The organism is Nonomuraea sp. NPDC004354 (assembly GCF_053602555.1).
In genome coordinates, this window is the sequence record NZ_JBSGDV010000024.1 from 60,518 (window position 1) to 83,447 (window position 22,930).

19 protein-coding genes are annotated in these 22,930 nt (G+C 72.1%); 10 read left to right on the top strand and 9 right to left on the bottom strand.

What is annotated here, in order from left to right:
- Positions 1–38: 38 nt before the first annotated feature.
- From ACWENQ_RS40420 to ACWENQ_RS40430, 3 genes are all read left to right on the top strand, one after another.
- Complete coding sequence (locus tag ACWENQ_RS40420) at positions 39–5,981, top strand: hypothetical protein (protein ID WP_452419025.1); 5,943 nt, start codon at positions 39–41, stop codon at positions 5,979–5,981.
- A gap of 163 nt (positions 5,982–6,144) precedes the next feature.
- The gene (locus ACWENQ_RS40425) at positions 6,145–7,248 is read left to right on the top strand and encodes a hypothetical protein (RefSeq protein ID WP_452419026.1); all 1,104 of its coding nucleotides are present in this window, start codon (positions 6,145–6,147) and stop codon (positions 7,246–7,248) included.
- Between the two features lie 11 nt (positions 7,249–7,259).
- A complete protein-coding gene (locus tag ACWENQ_RS40430) occupies positions 7,260–8,279 on the top strand; it encodes a UDP-N-acetylmuramate dehydrogenase (protein WP_449914720.1) in 1,020 nt (339 codons plus the stop codon).
- 20 nt (positions 8,280–8,299) lie between these two features.
- On the opposite strand, the gene ACWENQ_RS40435 is transcribed toward ACWENQ_RS40430, so the two are convergent.
- A complete protein-coding gene (locus ACWENQ_RS40435) occupies positions 8,300–8,671 on the bottom strand; it encodes an ester cyclase (protein WP_354919626.1) in 372 nt (123 codons plus the stop codon).
- Positions 8,672–8,857: 186 nt separating this feature from the next.
- Here ACWENQ_RS40435 and ACWENQ_RS40440 point away from each other — a divergent pair, with 186 nt between their 5' ends.
- Entirely contained in the window at positions 8,858–9,424 is a 567-nt protein-coding gene (locus tag ACWENQ_RS40440) for a TMEM165/GDT1 family protein (protein WP_449914717.1), read from the top strand.
- 44 nt (positions 9,425–9,468) lie between these two features.
- On the opposite strand, the gene ACWENQ_RS40445 is transcribed toward ACWENQ_RS40440, so the two are convergent.
- Together ACWENQ_RS40445 and ACWENQ_RS40450 are read right to left on the bottom strand one after the other, a co-directional pair.
- Entirely contained in the window at positions 9,469–12,333 is a 2,865-nt protein-coding gene (locus tag ACWENQ_RS40445) for an ATP-binding protein (protein ID WP_452419027.1), read from the bottom strand.
- 90 nt (positions 12,334–12,423) lie between these two features.
- Positions 12,424–12,576 carry a hypothetical protein gene (locus tag ACWENQ_RS40450; protein WP_449914712.1) on the bottom strand — a complete coding sequence of 51 codons (153 nt, stop codon included), beginning with the start codon at positions 12,574–12,576 and terminating at the stop codon, positions 12,424–12,426.
- A gap of 153 nt (positions 12,577–12,729) precedes the next feature.
- Between ACWENQ_RS40450 and ACWENQ_RS40455 the strand changes: the two genes are divergently transcribed.
- Genes ACWENQ_RS40455 through ACWENQ_RS40475 form a run of 5 tightly spaced genes read left to right on the top strand, consistent with a single transcriptional unit; the run spans position 12,730 to position 17,214 of the window.
- Positions 12,730–13,782 (top strand): hypothetical protein, encoded by a 1,053-nt coding sequence (locus ACWENQ_RS40455; RefSeq protein ID WP_452419028.1) that lies wholly within the window; start codon positions 12,730–12,732, stop codon positions 13,780–13,782.
- Between the two features lie 52 nt (positions 13,783–13,834).
- Positions 13,835–14,776 carry a deoxyribose-phosphate aldolase gene (deoC, locus tag ACWENQ_RS40460; RefSeq protein ID WP_452419029.1) on the top strand — a complete coding sequence of 314 codons (942 nt, stop codon included), beginning with the start codon at positions 13,835–13,837 and terminating at the stop codon, positions 14,774–14,776.
- A 5-nt stretch (positions 14,777–14,781) separates the two neighbouring features.
- Positions 14,782–16,203: an aldehyde dehydrogenase family protein gene (locus ACWENQ_RS40465; RefSeq protein ID WP_354919643.1), complete on the top strand. Its 1,422-nt coding sequence runs from the start codon at positions 14,782–14,784 to the stop codon at positions 16,201–16,203.
- Positions 16,193–16,369 carry a hypothetical protein gene (locus tag ACWENQ_RS40470; RefSeq protein WP_354919646.1) on the top strand — a complete coding sequence of 59 codons (177 nt, stop codon included), beginning with the start codon at positions 16,193–16,195 and terminating at the stop codon, positions 16,367–16,369. Before ACWENQ_RS40465 ends, ACWENQ_RS40470 begins: the two co-directional genes overlap by 11 nt.
- A complete protein-coding gene (locus ACWENQ_RS40475; RefSeq protein ID WP_452419031.1) occupies positions 16,366–17,214 on the top strand; it encodes an aldehyde dehydrogenase family protein in 849 nt (282 codons plus the stop codon). Before ACWENQ_RS40470 ends, ACWENQ_RS40475 begins: the two co-directional genes overlap by 4 nt.
- 109 nt (positions 17,215–17,323) lie before the next feature.
- Here the strand turns inward: ACWENQ_RS40475 and ACWENQ_RS40480 are convergent, their stop codons facing one another.
- The 6 genes from ACWENQ_RS40480 to ACWENQ_RS40505 all read right to left on the bottom strand — a co-directional run bounded on the left by ACWENQ_RS40480 (position 17,324) and on the right by ACWENQ_RS40505 (position 21,728).
- Positions 17,324–17,704: a hypothetical protein gene (locus ACWENQ_RS40480; protein WP_452419033.1), complete on the bottom strand. Its 381-nt coding sequence runs from the start codon at positions 17,702–17,704 to the stop codon at positions 17,324–17,326.
- On the bottom strand, positions 17,701–18,258 hold the full coding sequence (locus ACWENQ_RS40485) for a MarR family winged helix-turn-helix transcriptional regulator (RefSeq protein WP_449914699.1): 558 nt from the start codon (positions 18,256–18,258) through the stop codon (positions 17,701–17,703). Before ACWENQ_RS40485 ends, ACWENQ_RS40480 begins: the two co-directional genes overlap by 4 nt.
- A gap of 51 nt (positions 18,259–18,309) precedes the next feature.
- On the bottom strand, positions 18,310–18,579 hold the full coding sequence (locus tag ACWENQ_RS40490; RefSeq protein WP_452419034.1) for a hypothetical protein: 270 nt from the start codon (positions 18,577–18,579) through the stop codon (positions 18,310–18,312).
- Between the two features lie 48 nt (positions 18,580–18,627).
- Positions 18,628–18,882, bottom strand: coding sequence for a hypothetical protein (locus ACWENQ_RS40495; RefSeq protein WP_452419036.1), 255 nt, complete (start codon positions 18,880–18,882; stop codon positions 18,628–18,630).
- Positions 18,883–18,957: 75 nt separating this feature from the next.
- Positions 18,958–21,420: an ATP-dependent RNA helicase gene (locus ACWENQ_RS40500; RefSeq protein WP_452419037.1), complete on the bottom strand. Its 2,463-nt coding sequence runs from the start codon at positions 21,418–21,420 to the stop codon at positions 18,958–18,960.
- Positions 21,420–21,728 (bottom strand): ArsR/SmtB family transcription factor, encoded by a 309-nt coding sequence (locus ACWENQ_RS40505; protein ID WP_354919663.1) that lies wholly within the window; start codon positions 21,726–21,728, stop codon positions 21,420–21,422. The genes ACWENQ_RS40500 and ACWENQ_RS40505 overlap by 1 nt, the downstream gene beginning before the upstream one ends.
- Positions 21,729–21,793: 65 nt before the next feature.
- On the opposite strand from ACWENQ_RS40505, the gene ACWENQ_RS40510 reads away from it, so the two are divergent.
- Entirely contained in the window at positions 21,794–22,927 is a 1,134-nt protein-coding gene (locus ACWENQ_RS40510) for an MFS transporter (protein WP_449914688.1), read from the top strand.
- Positions 22,928–22,930: the final 3 nt, after the last annotated feature.

Below are 22,930 nucleotides of genomic sequence, written 5' to 3' on the forward strand. Positions count from 1 at the left end.
CCGTTGACGGCCGCTCGTCGAAAGGAGCATCGGCACCCTTGGCTGGGGACACGGTACTTGACCGAGTCGTCGAGATCTTCAACGGTGAAGGGGAGTTCCGCGGCTCCGGCTATGTGATCGCGCCCGATCTGGTTCTGACCTGTGCCCACCTCTTCGAGGACGCACGCGACGGCGAACGCGGCTTCGTCCGGCTGGCGGGCATCGACCGGCCGTTGGGGATCGGCAGGTTCGAGCAACACTCGCGCTACGTCCCTGACGACGACGGAACGTACGACATCGCGCTGGCGGTACTGGAAAGCGCGGTACGGCCGGACATATGGAATGCCCGGATCGCGAAGCTGAGGAAGAACGCCGACCAGGTCCGCTACGACGCGATCGGCTTTCCCGACTACGGCGTCGAGGAAGACGGCTCGGGCCGGCGGCAGTTCTTCGGCACGATCGCGCTCGGCTCCTTCGCCGACCCGTACCGGCTGGAGCTGACCGTCGACTCCGGCCGGCCCGAGCTCCGCGCCATCATCGACAAGGTGCGGGGCGTCAAACCGCTGGAGAAACCTTGGGCAGGGGTCTCCGGCGCCGCCGTCCTCGCCGACGGGAAAGGCGTGGTCGTCGGCGTCTGCACCGGCCATCTGTCCCCCTCGCTGCGTGCCGTCAGCACCGCGCACCTGGGGGAGGACCCATCGCTGCGGAGCCTGCTGGAGCCACGTGGCATCCGCCTGGAGGAGTACACCGGGGAAACGCCTTCCTCTGACCTTCGGGAACTCGTGCCGCACGACAACGTCGTCACGGAGCTGGCGAACTCGGGCAGTTGTCTCTGCGAGAAGCGGATACCTTTCGCCAGGCCGGAACACCACCACCCGGCCCGCCCCGAGAACCTGCTGGCCCGGCTGGAGTTCGAGAGCCCCGGCGTGCTCCTCACCGGGGCCGCAGGGGCGGGTAAGAGCCGCATCTGCCTGGAGACCGCCGCGCTGGCCCAGCGGAACGGCTGGCAGGTGGTGCACCAGCGGCCGGCCACCGATCCGGCCGTCGAGCGCGCCGTCGACATGGCCGTGCGCTCCGGTCGCGGCAAGCTCCTCATCGTCCTCGACGACGTCCGGCCGGACATCTCTTTCGACCCGGGCGCCATGCGGGAGGGAGCGGGCCACCGGCTGCGCCGGGTCGCCGTCCTCGCCTCGGCCGGCCCCACCACGTTCGCCACGCTCCGCGAACGCCGCGTGGCCCAGCGCTTCGCACACGCCGCCGTGCCCGACACCGAGCCGTACCTGCGCCGCGTGCAGGAGGCGATCCTGGAGGGCGTCGGGCCCCAGCCGGGCAAGGCATCCGGGTGGAGCGCCGAGGAACTGGCCGGACTGTGCGGGCTGCGGCCCGGCCTCGCCGTACTGATCGCCGCGGAGCTCAAGGGGCGGGTCGCCGGGGAGCCCGCGGTGCCGCGCAGGTCCCGGCTGCCAGGCGGTGAGCTGTCGAACTGGCTCCTGACGCACCTGAGCGCCGACGAACTGTTCCCTGGTCCTGGCGTCGCGGCCGGGCGCGAGCCGTACCCGCTCGCCGCCGCGGCGGCCCTGGCCGCCTGCCCGCAGCCGCGTCCCGCGGTCGAGGCCGCCGTGCGCAGGCTGCTGGCCGGATCGCCAGGAAGCGGGCTGGAGGCCGTGTCCGTGGTGGACACGCTGGTCGGCCGTGGCTGGCTGGAGGAGCGGGAGGGACGCCTGCACGGCCTGCACGACCTGGTCACCGAGGAACTGCTGCGTTACTGCCTCGTCACGCCGTCCGGCGAGACCCTGCACGGGGCACAGTCGGCCGCGCTGCTGGACGCCGCGCTCACGGGCACGGCCACGTTCGCCCGCTTCGCGCACCGGCTCCGGCTGATGTCCGACGGCTATCCGGAGAGCGCGCTGCCGCCTCTCCTGGAGCGGCTCTGCGGCGGGTGGCTGGATCTGCACGCGCGCGAGGCAGGCATGCTCCTCCGGGACGACGACAACACTCAGGAGGGTGAGCGGGGGCTGCTGGCCATGGTCGCAGGGCCGCCCTGGCACGCCGCGCTGACGCGAAACTGGTCCACCGTCGCCGGCCCCTGTCTCCAGGCGGCGGAGGCAGGGCAACGCGAACCTCTCGTCCTCACGAACCTCCTGGACCGGTGCCCCGAGGGGCTCGTTCCCCTGCCGTTGGTCGAGTCGGCGCTCGACTGGTTGCGGCGGTTCCCCGGCCACACGGGCGCGCCGAAACTGCTCGGCGTGCTGGTGCGCCGCCTCGAACCAGGGGCCGCCGGCGCGCAGTCGTGCCTGGCTCAGGCCCTGGAGTGGCTGTCGGAGAACAGCACCTGGTCGACCGCCTCCCGCGTGCTCGACCCGCTGTTGAGAAGCACCACGCTGACGGACGAGGAAGCAGGGCAGGTGGTCGCCGCCGCCCTGCGGTGGCTGGACAAGCACGGCGAGAAGCCCCTGGGCAGCTTCGTGCTTCGCCCGCTCCTGGAGCGCCGGGCACCAGATGGCCGGCTTCGTGTCCGGTCCGCCGAGCGGGCCCTGGCCTGGCTCCGACACCATGACACGCGTGCCGATGCGCACTTCGTCCTCAGGGCGCTGCTGGCGGCCCCGGGCATCGAGGCCCGGCACTTCCATCAGGCCGTGTCACACACCCTGAACTGGTTCGCGGCGCACGGCCAGTCCAACGCCGCCTACCAGCTGGCGGATGTCCTGTTCGAGCTCAGGGACGGCCTGTCGGCGACCGACGCCGTGCTGGACTGGCTCGACGCCCATAACACCCGCCTGGAGAGCCTTCACCTGGTCAAGGAGGTGGTCAGGCTCAAGGAGAAGGACATCAGCCGGGCACAGGCCCGGCGCGCCATCGCTCACGCGCTGATCTGGCTGGAGGCCTGCTCCCGTCCGGAGAACCAGAAGGTCTTCGATGCCAAGGAGGTCATCCACGCGCTGGCCGGACGGGGCCGTCGAAAGCCTTCCGAGGACAACCCCCGGGTCGTCGACCGGATGGAGTTCAGCTCGACGCAGCCGGACCGGATCGCGCGCTACGCCGCGGACTGGATGGACTCCCACGGAGTCGAGCGGATGTCCGCCCAGTTGGTGAGCTCGATGCTCGGCTTCTGGCACTGTGGGCCCGAGCAGGGGCAGCGCATCTCCGCCCACGCCCTCGACTGGCTCGACACCCACAAGAACGACCGCCGTTACGGTGCGGTCCTCGGGGAGCTGATGCGCCGCGGTCAGCTCACGGACGCGCAGGCGGGAAGGGCGATCGACCGGGCGGCGCAGTGGCTTCGCGAGGCCGAGCACCCGCCCGGCGAGACCTTCTACGCGGGAGTCCTCAAGCTCCTGAAGAAGCGCCTGCCGCGCGAGCCGGGCAGGGCCGAGCACAGCTCCGCCCTCATCGACGCCGTTCTCGCCGCCCGGCACCGCGACCGGAGACCTCCGGACGACGGCTCCGCACCGCCGCCTGCCCCCATCCGGCCTCCCATCGGGCCGTCCATCCCGCGTCCCATCTCGCCTGCCCCCATCCGGCCTCCCACCCCGCCCTCCATCCGGCCGCCCATCCGGCTCAGCCTGGACGAAGCATGCTTCCTGGCGGGCGTTCCGAATCTCACCGAGGAACAGATGGCGCAGGTCGTCCCGGCCGTCCTCGACTGGCTCGAACTGCACGCGGAGCATCAGCGGTCCGACTTCGTCCTCCGCAGCGTCCTGAGGTGGAACGGCCTGCGCACTCCCGAGGCGCGGCGGGTCATCGACTTCGCCTTCTCCTGGCTGCATCGCTGGAACGACGCCGGCCAGGCCAAGGCGGTCCACGACGGCCCGGCCCTGGTGATCACGGGCCTGCTCCGGCGCGCCGAACTCACCGGGGCGCGGTTGGCCGACGCGGCGGCGCTGGCGCTCGAGTGGATGTCCTCCTGGTTCAGAAGGAGATCGGGGCTCAACCCGACGCTGCTGGGCGCGCTCCTGGGCCGGCCGGAGCTGCCGCCCCGGCTCATGGCCGACGTGCTCCTGCGTGCCCTGCACTGGCGCGGCAAGGACATCGTCCTGCTCGGCCGCGTCGGCGGGCCGAGACCCGAGCAGGACAGCGAGCCGGACGAGCCGGGGTGGACTCTCGAGGAGCAGGCGTTCGCCTGGCTGGAGGCCAACCACGCCAGGAGTGAGGCCGGGGGCGTCATCGGTGCGCTGATGTCCCGCCTGCTGCGCGCCCCGCACATCGACGACGTGGCGGTGCAGCGCGCTCTGGGCTTCGCGCTGACCTGGCTGGAGGAGTACTCGGAGGAGTTCACGAGCCACCACGTGCTCCCCGTCCTCCTCGACCACCAGGAACGTTTCGCGGAGCACGAGCGCCGGCTGCTGGGCCTCGCCCTGCGCTGGCTCGCCCGGCACCATGCGGTCTTCGGCGCGTTGCAGGTGTTGCGGCATTGCGTCGACCATCCAGGGCTCACCCCGCAGGAACGGCAGGAGTCGGCGCGGTACGCCTTCGCATGGCTGAGGGAACACGGGACGAAGAAGCGGGCGTCCTTCGTGCTCCGGCCACTGGCGGAGCTCGACCACCTCAGCCAGGACCAGGTACGGCTCCTGACCGACCGGATTCTGGAGTGGTCGTCGCTGATGGTGGACCGGCTCGAGGACCTCAACAGGAAAGGGCAGTTGCGCAATCCGAGCGTGGAGCGTCCTGACCCGCGTTACGTGCTGCAGCGGTTGCTCGTGCGGGCCGACCTTCCGCCGGGACAGCTCGCCAGGGTGGCGGGCGCGGCGCTGGACACCCGGCTCCTTCCCGGCCTGCAACCCGCCTTCGACTGGGAACTACCTGGACCCGCCTCCCTGCCGGACTTCGCGCTCGACAGCATCGAGCCGGCCGCGCATCTCGCCGAGGCCGGCGACGCGATCGCGAGCCTGCTGGGCGCGCGCGAACTCAAGGACCACAGGCCGGAGCTCATCAGCCTCTCCCTGCGCTGGCTCGGCGAGCACAGCCGCAGGCCGGAAGCCGTGACGGTCTGCACAGCGGTCTTCAGGTTCCTCGGGCCTCTCGCGGACGAGCACGACGCGGTGACGCGGTTCGCGCTCGACTGGCTGGACGCGCACCCGGCCGATGCGAGGAGCGCCGTTCTGCTCCAGCATCTCCTCGGCCCGTCCGCCGCCGGGACATCTGCGGCGGCGATCCGGCACGCGGTCGTCTGGCTGGAGGCCCACGCCGGCGAGTACGCCGCGACGTTCGTCCTGACCCCGCTGCTCCGCCGTCCGGAGCGCTCCCCGCAGGACGAGGCGATCACCATCGGCCAGGCGCTCGACTGGCTGGAGCGGCACGGGCTCCGTCCCCGGTCGTCCTACCTGCTCGACAGCCTGCTGCGGCACGAGGGGCTGACCTCGGCGCAGCGCGACCAGGTCATCAGGCACGCCCTGGGCTGGGTGCGGGCCCACCAGAGCCGGCCCTCGGTGAGCACCGTGCTGATCTCCTGCCTGGGGTGCTCCGCGCTGCCCGCTGACCAGCTCCGCGAGATCTGCGGCGCGGTGCTGGCCTGGCTGGGCGGGCACGCGGGGGAGGCCGCCGTGCCCGAGGTCGTCCGGGCGCTGCTGAGCCGCGACGACCTCGCCCACGACCAGGCTGTCCGCGTACGGCAGTATGCGGACGACTGGCTCGCCGTCCACGGCCTGGAACCTTCGGCCGGCTCGCTGCTCCCCGCCTACCTGGCGCGCTCCGACCTCGCTCAGGAGGGTGTCAGCGCACTGGTCGGGCATGGCCTGGCATGGCTCGACGAGCACGTCACGAACTACGCGGCCCACCGGGTGCTGGGCGCGCTGCTCCGCCAGGAGCACCTGGGCACGGGTCACGCGAGACGTGCCGCGGCCCTGGCCCTGACCTGGGCGGACGAACACCGGGGAACCCCTCCTGTGGCCGTGCTGCGCGACCTCCTCCTGGTACGGGACGACCTGCGCGCGGACCAACGCCGGAGAGCCATGGCGCTCCGGGCCGAACCCGGCGAGGAGTTCGAGGGTCGCGGGCGCCGGTGAGCGCCGGGCCGTACGCGGACACGGAACCTCCCGGTGATCGGTGAACGCCCGGTGAGAGTGGAGAAGCGCCGCCCCGCGCAGGTACGGCGGTGCCTGCCGAGATTGACATCGAGACACCGGCGGAAAACGGCGTTTCGCCGGATCCAGTGGGTAAGCGTGGAGCATGAGTGATGCGCCGCGACACGTCGTCGAGCTCGCCGAGCGGCGGGCCAAGGCCAGGGCGGAACGGCAGTACGGGGCCGCCGACGCGCTCAGGCGTGAGATCGAGCAGGCCGGCTGGCTGGTGCGCGACACGGCGGCGGGGTTCGAGCTGAGGGAGAAGCCGCTGTTCGAGGTGTGGCCGTCGGTGCGGTCGATCCCCATCAGCGCGGTGACGGACGACCGCGTGGAGGGCCGGCTGCCGCCGATCGATCATTCCCTCGAGTGGGGCGCCGGCGAGGAGGAGAGCGAGGGCGCGCATACCTGGGAGCCGCATCCGGTGGCGGACGCCATGGTCCACGCGCAGCAGATCTGGGACTCCACGCTGGCCGTCAACCGGCTCGACGAGGCGGGCATCGACCTGGAGCGGCAGCGGATCGAGACCCATGAGGTGAAGGTCGGCGTCGGACTGGTGGTGGACGGCTGGGGGGAGGACGTTCGCGAGTGCGTGCGCGCGCTGCTCGAGCACACCACCGCCAAGATCCTCGCGCTGGACCTCGGCGACCTGGAGGGCGCGGGCACGGCGCTCCACGAGCTCGCGGAGGGCCATCACGAGCGCCTCACCGTGTGGCACGTCGCCGAGACGCCGCACTGGCGAGGGGGCACGGCCGAGTGGGGCGCGTGCCGTATGACGCTGATGCGGCTGGACACCTCCGACGTGCACGTCCTGATGGAGACCTCGACCGTGCTGGAGGGCGACGCGCTGACGCCGCTGGTCGCGGCGATCAACGACGGGGCCGTGGCGGCGGGCTGGAAGGGGGTCGAACCCGCGGAGGGCGGCATGGAGTGGCACGAGGCGGGTCCCGGCCGGGTGCGGGGGCTGCTGGGGTATCTCATGGCGGTACGGCGGGGCGCCGCGCTCGGCGCGTTCCCCGAGCAGGCGCGCTACTACCGCAACGCCGACCTGGAGCTGTCGCTCGCGCTGGAGGGCCCGCTGGTCGTCCCCGGCAAGCGCCTGCCGGTACGGCAGGGCCGCCACCACACCTACCACGACGTTTCCCACGACTACCGGGACAGGGAATCGCGCCGGACCTACGACAGGGTGCTGCGCATGCTGCGTTCCTCGTAGGCTTGGGGCTTATGCGAGACCAGAGGCTGCTTGCGCCGTACACGACACTCCGGCTGGGTGGGCCCGCGCGGGCCTACGCGGCGGCGACCTCGGCGGAGGAGCTGGTGTCCCTGGTGGCCGACGCGGACCGGCGGGAGGAACCGACGCTGCTGCTGGGCGGCGGCAGCAACCTGGTGGTGTCCGACGACGGCTTCGACGGCCTGGTGATCAAGGTGGCCACGCGCGGGGTGAGCGTCTCGCGCGACGGCGACCAGGTGGCGGTCGAGGTGCAGGCCGGGGAGGACTGGGATCCGCTGGTGGCCCGCGCGGTGGCGGAGGGCTGGGCGGGCCTGGAGTGCATGTCGGGCATTCCTGGTCAGGCCGGGTCGACCCCCATCCAGAACGTGGGCGCGTACGGGCAGGAAGTGTCGCAGACGGTGCGCTGCGTGCGGGTCTACGACCGGCGCACGCGCGAGGTGCGCGACGTCGAGGCGCGGCGGTGCGGCTTCGCCTACCGAACGAGCGCGTTCAAGCAGGACCTCGGCCGGTACGTGGTGCTCGCTGTGACGTTCTTGCTGGACATTTCGGAAATGTCGGGCGCGTTGACCTATCGGGAACTCGTCACCAGGGTCGGCGAGCGGGCGCCGCTCGCCGAGGTGCGCTCGGCCGTCCTCGGCCTGCGCAGGGGCAAGGGCATGGTGCTCGACCCCGCCGACCCCGACACCCGCAGCGCGGGCTCGTTCTTCACCAACCCGATCATCTCCGCCGAGCAGGCCGCCGCGCTCGGCGCCGGCACCCCTCGGTGGGAGATGCCCGGCGGCACCGTCAAGGTGTCCGCGGCCTGGCTGATCGAGCAGGCCGGGTTCCCCAAGGGCTACGCGCGCGGCCCCGTCCGCATCTCCACCAAGCACACCCTCGCCCTGACCAACCCCAACGGCGAGGGCACCACCGCCGACCTGCTCGCCCTGGCGCGGGAGGTGCGGGAAGGGGTGCGGGAGAAGTTCGGCGTCACGCTCGTCAACGAACCCGTGATGGTCGGCTGCGCGCTCTGAGCGCCGGGAGGCCCGCCGTCCTAGCCGTGTATCCAGCGGGTGTCGGAGATCACCCAGTACTCGACGAACCTGCCGTTCTCCGCGCGGAGGATGTCGTGCCCGCTGAAGGTGATCCTGGTCACGCCCACGCCCGGGATGACGCCCGTGTGGTCGCCGGTGAACGTCCAGCGGGCGGCCACGGTGTCACCGTCGACGATCGGCCCCACGTCCAGCGTGACCGCCACGTTCGCGAACGGCTCGAACCCCTGCGCCAGCGCGCCTTTCAGCCCCTCGGGGCCGTGCACGTCCATGCCCGGCCAGTGCCCCACGAAGTCGGGCGAGACCAGCTCGTCGGCGAGATCGAAGTCGCCGTTCCACATCTCCAGCAGCCAGCGACGGTAAAGCTCGTCCATCGGGTAAGCTCGTTTCGTATTCCGAAGGGGAGTAGTCCTCAATTCGCGCGGTCGACATGCTGGCATCTGCCCGGTCGCGCGGGCCTGTAACAGGCGGACGAGACCTTCGGCCTGGCAACCCTGCCGGGCCGAAGTCGTGCTGCCCTCGTTGAGTCGCTTCCGGTCCGGCCGTTTGGAAGAGGACCTGTGGAAGCTTTCTGGATCAGCCTTGCGGTGATCTTCGTCGCCGAGCTGGGCGACAAGAGCCAGTTGATGGCGATGACGTTCGCCACCCGATTCAAGCCCTGGCCCGTGCTGGCGGGCATCACGATCGCGACGACGGTGGTCCACCTGGTGAGCGTCGCCGTCGGCGGGCTGATCGGCGACGCGCTGCCGACCACCGCCATTTCCATCGCCGCGGGCGTCGCGTTCCTCGGGTTCGCGCTCTGGACACTCCGCGGCGACGAGCTGACTGAGGAGGAGTCGCAGAAGGCCAAGCGCGCCACGCGCCACGTGCTGATCGCGGTGACCGTGGCGTTCTTCCTGAGCGAGCTGGGCGACAAGACGATGCTGGCCACGATCACGCTGGCGACGCAGCACGGGTGGCTCGGCACGTGGATCGGGTCGACCGTCGGCATGGTCGCCGCCGACGCGCTGGCGATCGTGGTCGGTCGGCTGCTCGGCCGGCACCTGCCCGAGAAGGCCATCCGGTACGGCGCGGCCGCCGCCTTCGCCCTGTTCGGCGTGCTGCTACTGGTGGAGCCGCTCCTCTGACGGCCCGAGCCGTCGATCCCGGGGTCGAGCCGTCGGCCCCGGGTTCAGACGGTTAACAGGGCCAGGCGGTGGGCCGCGGCCGTCGCCTCGCCGCGGGTCGAGACGCCCAGCTTGCCGAGGATGTTCGACACGTGCACGCTGACCGTCTTCGCCGAGATGAACAGCTCCGTCGCGATGTCCCTGTTGGTCCGCCCGAGGGCGACCAGCCGCAGCACCTCCAGCTCGCGCGGCGTCAGCAGGTCGGGCGCGGGCCCGCTCTCCTCCACGAGCCCGACGCCGAGGCGGCGGGCCAGGTTCTCGATCTCGATCACCAGCGGCGCCGCGGACAGGCCGCCGGCCAGGGGATAGGCGGTGCGCAGCCGCGCGGCGGCGCCGTCCTTGTCGCCGGTCTTGGCGAGTGCCGTGGCGGCCCGCAGGAGTGACTTGGCGTGCGCGTGGGGCCGGTCGAGCCGTTCCCACGCGACGGCGGCGGCGTCGAAGTCGCCGGTGAAGGTGAGGCGGTAGGCCTCGGAGACAGGGCCGATGACCACGAGCGACGCGGCCACCTCGGCGGCCATGGCGCGGACGGCGGCGGCCCGCTCGGGCACGGCGGGTGCCGCGGCGTCGCAGACGGCGCCGATGAGGGCCAGCAGCCGCCAGACCAGCCCTGCCTTGCTCGCCTGGCTGGGCCTGCTGAGCATCCGTTCGGCGACCGCGAGCGCGTGGTCGGGTTCGCCCCTGAGCAGGTGCCAGCCGATGTGCAGGCGGGTGCTGTTGGTGATGTCCTGCACGAAGGTCTCGGGGCGCTCGGTGAGCACCCCGAGTTCGGACAGGATGCTCTCCACCAGGTCCAGCTCGCCGCGGGCCATCGCGATGTCGGCGCGGGCGCGCAGGACGTGGTGGCGGACCCTGATGGTGGGGCCGAGGGTGAGCGCGTACTCGATGACCTGGACCGCCTCGTCCCACCGGCCCAGCGCCTCCAGGCACTCGGCCAGGTTGTTGAGGATGAAGGTGCCGGAGGTCCTGATCCTGCCGTACTTCTTGGCCAGCAGCTCGCCCTCGTGGGCCAGCTCGATGGCCTCGGCGGAGCGGCCGAGGTCGTTCAGCGCGTCGACGTTGTTGGCCAGCGCGCGCAGGATGACCTGGCCGGAGCCCACCTGCTCGCCGATGCGCATGGCCCGCCGGTTGCTCTCGAAGGTGCGCTCGATGTCGCCGTCGAGGGAGTAGCCGAGGGCCAGGTTCATGATCAGATCGGCTTCGATGACCTGGAGTCCGAGCGTCCTGGCCAGCTCCAGGCCCTCCTCGGCGAGCGCGGTGCCCTCGGCGAGCTCGCCCTTGAGCATGAGGTGGCGGCTGAGCTTCACCAGCACGTCGGCGCGGGCCGGACCGGGCTCGGGCACCAGGCTGAGCGCGTGCCTGAACTTCTCCTGCGCGCCGGGCTTGGCCTTGGCCAGCTGGAAGTTGCCCCAGCGGACCAGCAGCGCGGCCACCCGCTCGGGTTCGGCGTGCTCGTCGAGCTGGTCGAGCGCGGCCTTGACGAACTTGACGCCCTTGTCGATGTCGCCGCAGGCGTGGCTGGCCTCGGAGGCGCGTTCGAGCACGGCGGTGTGGTCCACGCCGATGTCGCCGCAGGCGCCCGGCACCTTGTCCCACAGCATGAGGACGCGTTCGAGCAGGGGGATGGCCTCGGTGTAGGCGAAGGCGCCGAACGACTTCTGCGCCGCCTCCCAGGCCGAGATGAGCGCCCACTGGTCGTTGCGCGCGCCGTACCAGTGGTGGGCGATCTCGACGGCCGCCCTGCCGGGCGGCACGAGGCCGCGGTCGCGGGAGATCTCCTCGGCGTAGCGCCCGTGCAGGCGCTGGTGCTCGCCGGGCAGCAACTCGTCGTGTACGGCCTCGCGGATGAGCGCGTGCCGGAAGACGTAGGCCCGGTTGTCGGCGATCTGGAGCACGTTGCCCGCGATGGCGGGACGCAACGCCGCCTCCAGGTCGATGTCCGACAGCCCGCTGACGGCCGAGAGCAGGGCGTGGCCGACGCGGATGCCGCCCGCGGCGGCGATGCGCAGGACGCGCTGGGTCTCCTCGGGCAGCCGTTCGACCGAGCCGAGGATGAGGTCGGTGAGGGAGTCGGGCACCTCCCCGGCGCCGTCGTCGCAGTCCATCAGGGCCTCGACGAACAGCGGGATGCCCTGGCTGCGCTGGTAGACCGTCTCGATGCGGGAGTACAGAGGGGGAGCGCCGAGGATCCCGGCCATCTGCTCGGCGACCTCGTCGCGCGACAGGCGCGGCAGGTCGAGCCGGATCACGCCCGCGACCCGCCCGAGCTCGGCCAGGACCGGCCGGAGGGGGTGCTGGCGGTGCAGGTCGTCCGAGCGGTAGGTCAGGACCATGAGCAGCTGCGACTCGCGCAGGTTGCGGCTGAGGAAGGCGATCAGGTCGCGGCTGGACCGGTCGGCCCAGTGGATGTCCTCGATGACCAGCACGACGGGCCGCGACTCGGCGAGCCGTTCGAGCAGGGTGAGGAACTGCTCGAAGAGCCTGGCCCGGCCGGTGTCGGTATCGCCGTCGGCGGACGGCTCGCCGAACTCGGGAAGCAGCCTGGCCAGGTCGCGCTCCGCGCCGTCGGGCAGCAGCGCGCCGATCCTGGCCGTGCCCATCTCCCTGACGAGCTGGCGGAGGGCGGCGGTGAAAGGGGCGTAGGCCAGCCCGTCGGTGGACAGCTCGACGCAGCCACCGAACAGAACCTGCGCGCCGTCGTTCGCGGCGCGCTCGGCGAAGCTCTGCACCAGTCTGGTCTTGCCGACTCCCGCTTCCCCGCCCAGGAGCACGGCGGTGGCCGCGCCCTTGCGGGCCTCGTCGAAGGACTCGGTCAGGACTGACAGCTCTGCTTCCCGTCCTACGAAGACGGGACTTACGGAACGCCCCAACACGTCCTCAAGCATGACATATGACCCTTACCGGTTAGGGGGGTTGAGAGGCCCGGCCGCGAGGGAGGATGCGGCCGGGCTCTCGTGACATGGTCATGACTTGCGGAGCTTGCCGAAGACCGAGCGGTGGCGACGCTCGGACTCACCGGACCGCTGGGCCTCGCGTACTCGGCGGTGTGCCGCGGCGGCCTGGCGGAGCTCCTGGGCGTGGGTCTGCATGAGCTGGTATTCGATCTCGGGGTTCATGGCTACTTTCTCCTGTCTTTGCCGACATGTTTAGGTTCGGGCTAAGGCCCACCCCGTCACATCGGTCGGATGCCTTATCTCTGCCGAACCATCGGCTTAGGACTACCTAGGACACGCCTGGGCATCGCCTTAGACAGGCCACGATGGTGCGCCGTGAGGCTATGGATGATCACCGCGGTGGTCGGCGCGTTGCTCGTCGCGGGCTTTCCCGTCGCAGCTCAGGACCATGAGTGGCGTGTCTCGGTCACGGCTGAGGCGAACATGTGGGGCGGTCTCGGCGAGGTCGGCGCCGGCGGGCCCGACGACGCCTGGGTGGTACGCGCGGGCCTGCCGGTCCTGCGCTGGGACGGCACGGCCTGGCAGGACGAGATCGACCAGCCCGTGCCGTACCTGGTGACGCCGGCCGGACCGGGGGTGAGCTGGAGGTTCGAGGAGCACCCCGACCACATCGAGGTCCGCCGCCACGCGGCGGGCGGGTGGACCAGCCTGCCGATCGCGGTGGAGTCCGCGCACGTGACGGCGGCCGCCGCCACCGGAGCCGACGACTGCTGGGCGGCCGGGCTGCGGTTCGGTCCGTACGGCATGACCGACGAGCTCTGGCACTGGACGGGTACGGCCTGGCGGACGGTGCCCGCACCGCTGCCGATCAGCGACTTCGCGGCGGTGCCTGCGCGGCGGGTGTGGGCGCTGAGCAGCCCCGGCGAGGACAAGCTCGGCTACGACGGCGAGCGTGTCGCCTCGATCATGCGGTGGACCGGCACGGAGTGGGCGCGCACGCCGCTCCCGCGCGTCAACCTGCCCGAGGGCGGCTACCTCGAGCTCAACGACATCGTCATGCCGTACCCGGGGCTGGGGTACGCGGTGGGGGCGATCACGGTGGGCGGCCTGCCGCGCGAGGCGGTGCTGCTGCGCTGGAACGGCAGGGCGTGGCGGTTCCTCCGCCACCGGGCGCCCGCCACCGCCTACACCCGCGTGGCCACGGACGGAGGCAGCGGGCTGTGGCTGGCCGCGGCCCGGCCGGGCAGGCCCGACGCGCTCGTCCACTTCGTGGACGGCGCCTGGACGGAGATCGTCGTGAGCCCGCCGGGCACGGCACGCGCCGAGATCAGGGGTCTGGCCAACGTGCCGGGCACCACGCGGATGTGGGCGACGGTGGAGGAGAGTGCCCCCACGGGGGTACGGCAATTGGTGCTGACCTATCAATGAACATTCCGGCAGGTCCGGTTTGGAACTACCCGTCCGGGTCGGCGATGCTGTGATGGTGTCAACTGTGACTACCTCGCTCGCGGACGTGGCCTCCTCGGACGCCACGCTGCGCGCCTTCCTGCACGGCCTGCCCGGTGTCGACCGGGTGGGCGCGGACCAGCGGGCTGCCATGCTCTCCACCCGCTCCATCAAGACGACCGCCAAGGCCCAGGCCATCGACCTGGCCATCTCGATGGTCGATCTGACCACCCTGGAGGGCGCCGACACCGCCGGCAAGGTCCGGGCGATGTGCACCAAGGCGATGTACCCGGGCGCGGGCGCGCCGCAGGTGGCCGCCGTCTGCGTCTACCCCGACCTGGTGCCGGTGGCGGTCGAGGCGCTGCGGGGGTCGGGCGTGAAGGTGGCCTCGGTGGCCACCGCGTTCCCCAGCGGCCGATCCTCGCTCGAGGTCAAGGTGAGCGACACCGCGCTGGCCGTCGCCGCCGGCGCGGACGAGATCGACATGGTGATCGACAGGGGCGCGTTCCTGTCCGGCGGCTACCTGAAGGTGTTCGAGGAGATCGTCGCGGTGAAGGCGGCCTGCGGCGAGGCCCACCTGAAGGTGATCCTGGAGACGGGCGAGCTGGCGACCTACGACAACGTACGGCGCGCCTCGTGGCTGGCCATGATCGCGGGGGCCGACTTCATCAAGACCTCCACCGGCAAGGTCGCCCCCGCGGCCACGCTCCCGGTGACGCTGGTCATGCTGGAGGCGGTGCGCGACTTCCGCGACCGGACGGGCCGCCAGGTCGGCGTGAAGCCCGCGGGCGGGATCCGCACGACCAAGGACGCGATCAAGAACCTCGTGCTGGTCAACGAGACCGCCGGCGACGACTGGCTCGCCCCCGACTGGTTCAGGCTCGGCGCCTCCTCGCTGCTGAACGACCTGCTGATGCAGCGGCAGAAGCTCGCCACCGGCCGGTACGCCGGTCCCGACTACTTCACCCTGGACTGATCACGATGGTGTTCGAGTACGCCCCCGCACCCGAGTCGCGCGACGTCGTCGACATCCAGCCGTCGTACGGGCTGTTCATCAACGGCGAGTTCGTGGACGGCTCAGGGCCCACGTTCAAGACGGTCAACCCGGCCACCGAGGAGACGCTGGCCGAGGTCGCCACCGCCACCTCCGACGACGTGGACCGCGCCGTGCAGGCCGCCCGCAAGGCCTTCGGCGTCTGGTCGTCGCTGCCCGGCGCCGAGCGGGCCAAGTACCTGTTCAGGATCGCCAGGATCATCCAGGAGCGGGCCCGCGAGCTGGCCGTCCTGGAGTCGCTGGACAACGGCAAGCCCATCCGCGAGTCGCGGGACGTCGACGTGCCGCTCGTCGCCGCGCACTTCTTCTACTACGCCGGGTGGGCCGACAAGCTCGCCTACGCCGGCTTCGGCGACCGGCCGCTGGGCGTGGCCGGCCAGGTCATCCCGTGGAACTTCCCGCTGCTGATGCTGGCCTGGAAGATCGCCCCCGCGCTGGCCTGCGGCAACACGGTCGTGCTCAAGCCCGCCGAGACCACGCCGCTGACCGCGCTGCTGTTCGCCGAGATCTGCCGGCAGGCCGAGCTGCCGCCGGGCGTCGTCAACATCGTCACGGGCGCGGGCGAGACCGGCGCCGCCGTCGTCGCGCACCCCGACGTCAACAAGGTCGCCTTCACCGGCTCCACCGAGGTCGGCAGGATCATCGCCCGTACGGTGGCCGGCACGTCGAAGAAGCTCACGCTCGAGCTCGGCGGCAAGGCCGCCAACATCGTCTTCGACGACGCCGCCATCGACCAGGCGGTCGAGGGCATCGTCAACGGCATCTTCTTCAACCAGGGACACGTCTGCTGCGCGGGCTCCCGCCTGCTGGTGCAGGAGTCGGTGCAGGACGAGCTGCTCGACTCGCTCAAGCGGCGGCTGTCCACCCTCCGTCTCGGCGACCCGCTGGACAAGAACACCGACATCGGCGCGATCAACTCCGCCGCGCAGCTCGCCAGGATCAGGGAACTGTCGCAGGCCGGGGAGTCCGAGGGCGCCGAGCGCTGGTCGCCGGCGTGCCCGCTGCCCGACAAGGGCTTCTGGTTCCCTCCCACGATCTTCACCGGCGTGGCGCAGTCGCACCGCATCGCCCGGGAGGAGATCTTCGGCCCGGTCCTTTCCGTGCTGACCTTCCGCACCCCCGCCGAAGCGGTCGAGAAGGCGAACAACACCCCCTACGGCCTGTCCGCGGGCGTGTGGACGGAGAAGGGCTCGCGCATCCTGTGGATGGCCGACCGGCTCCGCGCCGGAGTCGTCTGGGCCAACACCTTCAACAAGTTCGACCCGACCTCGCCCTTCGGCGGCTACAAGGAATCGGGCTACGGCCGTGAGGGCGGCATCGCGGGGCTGGAGGCCTACCTTGACGTGTGATCATCGCCTGCGCCGCAGGCGGGCCCGGCGCGCCTACGCCACCCGCGGTCACGCCTACGCTCGCGCGGGCCGCCCCGTGCGGACCGGCTGGTTCGCCCACCGCTGCGGGGTCAGCCGCTGCGGCCAGATCTTCGTTCCCGTACGGCCGGCGGAGGAGAAGCGATGACCAGGTTGACCGTCCGCAAGACCTACAAGCTGTTCATCGGCGGGGCGTTCCCGCGTTCCGAGAGCGGAAGGTCGTACGTCGTGGCGTCCCCCAAGGGAGACTTCCTGGCCAACGCTTCCCGCGCCTCACGCAAGGACGCGCGCGACGCCGTGTCGGCCGCGCGCAAGGCGTTCCCTGGGTGGTCGGCGGCCACGCCGTACAACAGGGGGCAGATCCTCTACCGCGTCGCCGAGATGCTGGAGGGCCGCCGCGGCCAGTTCGCCGACGAGATCGTCGGCCTGGGCAAGAAGGCCGCCCTCGAGCAGGTGGACGCCGCCATCGACCGCCTCGTCTGGTACGCGGGCTGGTCCGACAAGATCGCGTCGGTGCGCGGGTCGGCCAACCCCGTCGCGGGGCCGTACTTCAACCTGTCGTCGCCCGAACCGACCGGCGTGGTCGCGGTGATCGCGCCCGCCGACCCGCTGCTCGGGCTCGTCTCCGTCGTGGCGCCGGTCATCGTCACCGGCAACACGTGCGTGGTCGTGGCGTCGGAGAGCTCGCCGCTGGCCGCGATCACGCTGGCCGAGGTCCTGGCGACCTCGGACCTGCCCGGCGGGGTGGTCAACATCCTCACCGGGCACCAGGCGGAGATCGCGCCCTGGCTGGCGGCGCACATGGACGTCAACGGGCTGGACCTCACCGGGGTGGCGGACGCCGACCTGGCGCTGCGGTGCGAGCAGGACGCGGCGGAGAACCTCAAGCGGGTGGTACGGCCCGCGGCGGTGGACTGGAACGCGGACCCGGGGATCGGCCGGATGACCGCGTTCCTGGAGACCAAGACGGTCTGGCACCCGGCGGGGGTCTGACCGGCGACGGCTCCCGCCCCTCGGCCACGCGGTTCGGCGGGCGGGCTGCCGGGCGGACCGGCGGTAGGCGGCCACGGGAGACGCGCGCCAGGCAGGCGCGCGTCTCGTCTCATGGCTCGATCTGGGCCTTCATCGACTGCCAGGGTGCGGCGTCGAACACCAGCATGATCGAGACGATCTTGCCGTCGGCCAGGCGGAAGTGCTCGGCCGTGCGCTGGGTGCCGGCCGGTGTCGCGGTGTGCACGTCGTACACGAGCGTCGCCTCGGCTTCGCCGTACAGCTCGCTGATGAGCTCGACGCCGATCACGATCGACACGAACCCCGGCAGCGTCGCCAGGTGGCCGGTCCGGTCGTCTGAGCTGATGAACGGGCTGTGGAAGCGGAACGGCTCACCCAGGTGCGCCGCGGCCGCGGGCACGTCGCCGCGGAAGCGGGCTTCGTGGTAGCCGCGGACGGCGCGGCGAGTCCGCTCCTGTGCGGTCATGGTCATGGCCGGGATCCGCTCTGGGCCAGGTGGTCGGCCAGGCGATGCTGGTTGGCGGCCAGCCGCAGGCACATGTCACGGAAGACGACCAGCTCCTCGGGCGTGAACCCGTCGAACATCGCCCGCATGGCGAGCTGCGCCGGCCTGCGGAACGCCTCGACCCAGGCGCGCCCGGCAGGCGTGATCTCGGCCAGGACGGCGCGCCGGTCTCCCGGGTCGGGGACCCGGCGGACCAGCCCGTCGCGTTCGAGCGTGTCGACCAGGCCGGTGACGTTGCGGGAACTGACACCCGCGGCTCGGGCGAGGTCGCCGATGCTGATCCCCCGCTCGGCGGCGCTCAACCGGACGAGCAGGTCGAGGGCGCCCGCGCTGACCCCTCTCCCCTCGGAGCCGTGGGCACGCATGCGCTCGACCGCGTGATAGGCGGTGCGGACGGCCGCGGCCGCCTCCAGCGGCGGCAGGCCGTCCTCGTGGTCGGTGAACTGGGTCATCGCCGCTCTGACGCGGGGGTCGTAGAGATAACCGGCGGAGTCGGACTGGTAAGTATGTACGTCCTTCATAGTAAGAAGGGAGATTAGTACCTACTTCCAGATCTGGCCAGTCCCGGGGTGTCAGTCATGCTTGTGGACCGTGACGGCCTGGATGGCCCACAACACGATCGTGTGCACGGGAGATTCGTGCCGGGTCACAGCGGCGCCGTGCGCGTACTCGTCCAGGACGAGGACCTCGTTGACGCGGTCGAACTCGAAGACGACGCCCTTGAGTGACTGGCCGCCGAGCAGGTGGACCGTCACGCGCTGCGGGCTTCCCTGCATGTCGGACAGCAGGTCCCGCCACACCTTCGCGGCGGCCATCCGTCGCCCTCTCTCGGACTCGGCCATGCGCTCACTTCCCTTCGGGGCACACGCACGCGCGGGCGGGGCTCACCGCTATTCGATCGGCGTGTCCGACCAGCGGAGCAGGAAAGCCGCGGCGTCCCATCCGGTGTAGGCGATGTGGCGGATGATCTCGTCGCCGCGGTGGACGACGACCTGGAAGACGAAGTCCTTGTCGCCGAACTCGCCCATGATGCTGACCGTGGTCTCCTCACCGGGCAGGAGGGGCTGGTCGGGCCAGGCCATGGCGGCGGCGTTGGCGGTGAAGCGCGCCAGCATCGCCTTGACGATGGCCACGTCGTCGGTCATGAGGCCAGCCTGCCAGCGGCGTGGGCAAGAACCGGCAAAACCGGCTGCCCCGCCCGCGCGGGCGGCGGCAGGACGCTAGCGGGGTTTGGCGCGGCGGGTGGGCTGGGCGGTGAGCGGGTCCTCGGGCCACGGGTGCCTGGGGTAGCGTCCGCGCAGCTCGGCGCGGACGGCGCGATAGCCGTCCCGCCAGAAGGAGGCCAGGTCGGAGGTGACGGCGGCGGGCCGCCCTGCGGGGGACAGCAGGTGGATCAGCAGCGGCACCCCTGATACGCGGGGCGCCTCCTGCCAGCCGAACAGCTCCTGCAGTTTGACCGCCAGCACCGGCTGCTCGCCCGAGTAGTCGACGCGGATCCGCGAGCCGCTGGGCACCTCGATGTGCGAGGGCGCGTCGTCGTCGAGGCGGCGGTTCCACGGGACGAGCCGGCGCAGCGCGCCGGCCACGTCGAGGCGTTCGAGGTCGGCGCGGCGGCGGGCGCGGGACAGCTCGGGTTCGAGCCACTGGTCGGCGAGGCCGATCAGGTCGTCCATCGGCGGCCACGGGTCGCCGACGGCGCGACGGCAGAAGGCCATCCGGTCCCGGACGGCGACGGCCTCCCTGGTCCAGGTGAGCACGTTGTCCGTGCGCAGGCCGTGCAGGAGGGCGGGCCGGACGTCGGCGTCCTTCAACGGGCCCGACGACAGCTCGATGGCGCCCAGCCGTTCGACGACGCGGGCGCTGACGTCGCCGCGACGCCAGGCGACCTCCTCCTGGACGGTCACCGGCACGACCCGCCGGGCGAGGACCTCGTCGATGACGACCGCCTGCCTGATCCTGGCGGACGCGGCACCGGTGGGGCGGTCGGCCACGGCGATGGCCAGCCATTCGGCGGTGCCGAGCCGGGAGCCCTCGGGCAGCTGCGCCCTGGTGCCCGAGGCCATGAGGAAGCCGCCGCCGCTCCTGCGGGCCACCCGCTCGGGGAAGGCCAGCGCGACCGCCAGGCCCGCGACCTCGTCGTCGGGGCCCTCGATACGGGCGCCGGTGAGCCGCCTGACCTCGCGCAGCCAGCGCGGGTCGCGGTCGCGGGCGGCCTTCCGCCAGACGTCCACGAGGTCGTCGCCGGCGTCCTTGGGGAGCTGCTCGGACAGCAGCGCCACCACCCCCGCGGCGCGCGGGCCCGCGTCGAGCAGGGCCCTGGCCAGGCGCGGGTGCAGGCCCGCCATGGCCATCCGCCGTCCCCTGTCCGTCACCCGGATCCGCCCGCTCGCGGGATCCCCTCCGGCGGCGTGGAGGAGGGCAGGACCGTCGTCACCCGGCGCGTCGCCGGCCGGGGGCGCGGCGATGCCGTCGCCCGGAAGGCCGGCCCCGTCGAGCGGTTCGACCGCGCCGAGGGCGCGGAGGGTGCGGACGGCGACCGACATCGCCGCCGCGGGCGGTCGGTCGAGCAGCGCGAGGCCGGCCGCGTCGGGGGCGCCCCAGCACGCCGCCTGCAACGCGAACTCCGTCAGGTCTGCCAGCAGGATCTCCGGCTGGGCCTGCGGGGCCAGCCTCGCGTGGGTGGCCGAGGTCCAGCACCGGTAGGCGGTTCCCGGGCCTTCCCTGCCCGCCCGGCCGGCCCGCTGGTCGGCCGCGGCGCGGGAGACGTGGACGGTGGTCAGCGAGCCGAGCCCGCGGGCGTGGTCGGTGCGCGGCTCCCTGGCCAGCCCCGAGTCCACCACCACACGGACGCCGGGCACCGTCAGGCTGGACTCCGCGACCGCGGTGGCCAGCACGACCCGCCGGGTGGCCGACGGCCTGAGCACCGCGTCCTGGACGTGGGCCGGGGCCTGGCCGTGCACCTGGAGGACGTCCACGGCGGTGCCGAGCATCGCGGCCACCCGGGAGATCTCGCCGACTCCCGGCAGGAAGCACAGCACGTCCCCCTCCCGCTCGGCCAGCGCGCGCCGTACGACGTCGGCCACGTGCGCCAGCAGCGCCGGGTCGACGCGCAGCCCGTGCGGGGGCGCGACGGGCCGTGGCGGCGGCGCCCACACGATCTCCAGGGGATGGGGGACGCCGGAGGCGGAGACCACCGGCGCGTCGCCGAGCAGCCGTGACCACGGCCCGGTGTCGGCGGTCGCGGACGCGGCGACCAGGCGCAGGTCGGGCCGGAGTGCCTCGCGGACGTCGAGCAGGAACGCCAGCGCGGTGTCGGCGTCGAGGTGGCGTTCGTGACACTCGTCGATCATGACGGCGTCGACGCCCGGAAGTTCCTGGTCGCGCTGGAGGCGCTGCAGCAGCACGCCGGTGGTCACGACCTCGACGCCGGGCCTGCGGCCCTCGCGGTGCTCGCCGCGGATGGTGTAGGCGACGTCCATCCGGCGCGCCGCCGCCCGTACGGCGAGCCTGCGCGGCTCGGCGACCAGCACGTTCATGCCGGCCTCCGCCAGCGCGAGCGGCACGACCGTGGTCTTGCCGGTGCCCGGCGGCGCGGTCAGGACGGCGCGCCCGCAGTCGTCGAGCGCCCGCAGCAGCGCGGGCAGCGCGCCGTGGATCGGCAGCGGATGACCGGCCGGAGCCATCAGCCCGCCGCGCCGATGACCGAGTCGAGCAGGCCGGGGAAGCGGTCGTCGAGATCGCCCTTGCGCAGCGTCATGAACTTCTGCCGGCCCTCCTGCCGGGTCGAGACGACTCCCGCGTCGCGCAGGACCCGGTAGTGGTGGGACAGCGTCGACTTGTGCAGCCCGATCGCCTCGCCGACGCCCCGGCACGTCAGCTCGACCTCGGTCGCCAGCTTGACGACGACCTCGAGCCGCGCGGGGTCGGCGAGTGCGTGCAGCACCTCGGTGAGCTGGATGTCCTCGATCGCCGGTTGAGGTAGCAGGCGCATACCGTCACCCTGCCGCTTCGTTGGAAGGTTTGACAACAATCCAACTATACGCGAGCTTGGTCCCCATGACCCACAAGCTGTACGCCCTGGCCCTGGGGAACTTCTCCGTGGGCACCGGCATGTTCGTCACCGCCGGGCTCGTGCTCCCCATCAGCCATGACCTCGCCATCTCCCCCTCCGCGGCGGGCCAGCTCATGACCGTGTTCGCGCTGGCGTACGCGATCCTGTCGCCGATACTGGCCGCGCTGACCGCCCGGTTGTCCAAGAAGCGGGTGCTGCTCATCGGCTTGGGCGTGCTGGCGGCGGGCAACGCGTTGACGGCACTGGCGCCCACGTTCGGCCTCATGCTGGGCACGCGGGTGATCGCGGCCGCGGGAGCGGCCATGGTGACGCCCGTGGCCTCCGCCGTGGCGACCGCGTTGACCGAGCCCGAACGGCGGGGCCGCGCGCTGTCGGTGGTGATGGGCGGCCTGACGGTGGCGTCGGCGGTCGGCGTGCCGCTCGGGACGTGGATGGGCGGCGCGGCGGGCTGGCGCGCGGCGGTGTGGCTGGTGGTGGTGCTCGCCGTGATCGGCTTCGCCGCCGTCGCGCTGGTCGTGCCGGACGTGCGCATGCCCGCCTCGACCAGGATCCGCGACCGCTTCACCCCGCTTGCCGACAGGGGCGTGCTGGCCGTCCTGCTGACACAGTTGCTGATCTTCGCGGCGGCCTTCACCGCCTACACCTACATCGGCTCGCTGCTCGACCTGCCGCTGGCGGCCGTGCTGTGGGCGTGGGGCATCGGCGGGGTGGTCGGGAACGCGGTCGGCGGCCGGCTGACCGACGCCTACGGCCCGCGCAGGATGGTCTTCCTCGGCATCGCGGGGGCGACCGTGCTGCTCGGCCTCATCCCCGTGGCGAACCTCAGCCTCGGAGTGGCCCTGGTGTGGGCGTTCGCGTGGGGGGCGCTGGGCTGGCTGATCGGCCCCTCGCAGCAGTTCAGGACGGTGGCCGCCGTCCCGGACAACGTGCCCGTCGGGCTCGGCCTGCTGGCCTCCAGCCAGTACCTCGGGTTGTTCGTGGCGGGCATCGCGGGCGGTGTCGCCCTCGACTGGTACGGCAGGACCGGCGTGGTCGTGCTGGCCACCGCGCTGGGCGCGCTGACGCTGCTGTTCACGCTGGCGACCTACCGCCCGGCCAGGCAGGCCGTGGCGGCATAGACC